The 1,999-nt window shown below is 60.1% G+C and carries 3 protein-coding genes; all 3 read right to left on the bottom strand.

Features of this window, described 5'->3' with window-relative positions; all coding sequences use genetic code 11:
* Positions 1–306: 306 nt before the first annotated feature.
* Positions 307–687: an alpha-hydroxy-acid oxidizing protein gene (locus tag EN884_RS39935; protein WP_244514447.1), complete on the bottom strand. Its 381-nt coding sequence runs from the start codon at positions 685–687 to the stop codon at positions 307–309.
* A gap of 168 nt (positions 688–855) precedes the next feature.
* Positions 856–999, bottom strand: coding sequence for a hypothetical protein (locus EN884_RS39940; protein ID WP_244514448.1), 144 nt, complete (start codon positions 997–999; stop codon positions 856–858).
* A gap of 129 nt (positions 1,000–1,128) precedes the next feature.
* Positions 1,129–1,999: hypothetical protein (locus EN884_RS34390; RefSeq protein WP_128299174.1), on the bottom strand; the 871-nt coding region annotated here is incomplete at its 5' end.

Here is a 1,999-nt window from a genome sequence, read left to right on the forward strand (position 1 = left end):
GTACACGACGGTGCCATTGTCCGTGCACTTCAGTCCGGCATCGATTGTGCTATAACGGCCGGTAAACGGCTACGAAGCCGGTAAAGGCAGTCAGTTGCATCGCGCTCCTGTCCTCCGTCCGAGTCATCCTCACGGCAAGTTCGACGCCAGTAGTCAAAATGCGAAGGCACGATTGTGGCCGACAGCAGACCGTCAGCTGTAAATCTAATCGGACATCCAGGTAGTCGGCGCTCGGCCGGACAAAGGGCGCGACGGAGGTGAAGCGAAAAGTGCAATGCTGAACTTGCTGAAAAATAGTTTCGGGCTTCACCAGATTACCGACCGGTCGATCTCGCCGATGCCGCCCGGCCTTGTCAGCGCCATTGCCATCTCCAAGTCTCGGCGAAGCAGGTTGATACAATGGGTTGCGCCCTCGGCACCATCGGTTGCCAGGTCGTAGACATAGGGGCGGCCAATCATGACTGCGGTTGCACCAGGGCAAGCGTCTTCAACGTCGGCGCGACGGCTCACGCTGCCAGCATGGATGATGGGAATCCGTCCGGCCACTGCACCGTGGTTCGAGACCGCGATGGCATCGACACCCGTTCCGATCGCCTGCTCAGCATCCTCAGGATCGAGGATGCTCTTCAGGATAAGCGGCAGGGTTGTCAGCGAACGCAGCCAGGCAATATCCGCCCAGGTCGGCATGGCCGACGCTGCGCAGTGCCAACTTTGAGCACGCCGGTGTTCCGGTCCTTGAAGTATGGCGTTGCGAGGCCGTCGGGAATTTTGAATCCTGCCCGGAACTGCCTACGGCGATCGCCTGGCTTCGGCATGTCGACCGCTACACAGATCGCTTGGCCAAGTGCCGTGCCATTAAAACCGCGATTGCTTTGCCGAGAGCAGGAACCAGACTGGAGACTGGCTCACCGCCACGCCATCCTCGATCGCTGCCGTCGTGAACACCGCTTCCGCCACTCCGGCGCCGCGCGCCGCCGCCACCTCGCCTTCCGGATGCACCAGCCGCTGATATGCTATCGGGCCAGGATGATCGGACGCGGCAGACTTTGCCCGATGAGCGTGATCCCGGTATCAAGTCTTGTCACACGCGCAGCACGTGCCGCTTTCCAAAGGCAAGAGATGCACCTCCTACTGTGTCAGGGCCGTTATCGAGGGGCGCTTGTTGAAGTCGCACTTGCCGGTGACGCTGTAGAAGAAGTCGGCATTTGAAGACGGCGTCGGCACGGTTGTGCCGCCGTCCTCCCAGGCTTGATAGCTGGTTACACCACAAGGCACGATGGTGAAGATGTCGACCTTCTGCCCAGTCGGGGTCTCGGTCAGGTTGTTCGCGTCCACGCCGCTGTAGAGTCGGTTGGAGGTGGTCGGATCATCCGACTTTAGGTACTTCGGGTTGCCCGATGGCACGTACATCTGCAGGGAGAGGCCAGCCATCTGGCTGACGTCGATCGACGCGCCGGCGCTGTTGGCTGGGTACATGGTGTTGAGGCAAGTGGTTGAATATTTCTTGGTGCCGCTGGTCTGGAGTATCGCGTCTGCAGTCAGACCCGTGAAGGTGCTCACGCTGGCGGTGGTGCAAACTTGCGACTGGACAAGCGTCTTGATGTCGGCCCCGCCGTTGTTGGTGATTGTGTACACATTCGTTGTGCCGTAGCCTTTCGGATCACCGAAGCCGTTATAGGTATACTCGATCGACATCAGCGGCTTGGCCACCGTCGCTCCAAATGTCGTGCCGTAGAGCGTCATCGTCTTGTTCCACCAGCCCGACACCTTGGAAACCTTGAAGGTAGTCTGCACCAGGGCCGGCGTCTTGCTCGCCGCCGACCCAACGGCGACCGGCACCGTGTTGATCCTGGCGATCTGCATGAACACGGTGGGCATGGAGTAACTTGCCATGGCCTGCGCGGTGGCGGTGCCATTGGCGGAAACCACAAAGCTGTTCAGTGTCGGGGTACCCAGGCCATGGTTGGCGATGAAGGTATCCTGCAGCATAGTCTGGCGC

Source organism: Mesorhizobium sp. M7A.F.Ca.AU.001.01.1.1 (assembly GCF_004022735.1).
In the GTDB taxonomy this organism is placed as follows: Bacteria; Pseudomonadota; Alphaproteobacteria; order Rhizobiales; family Rhizobiaceae; genus Mesorhizobium; species Mesorhizobium ciceri.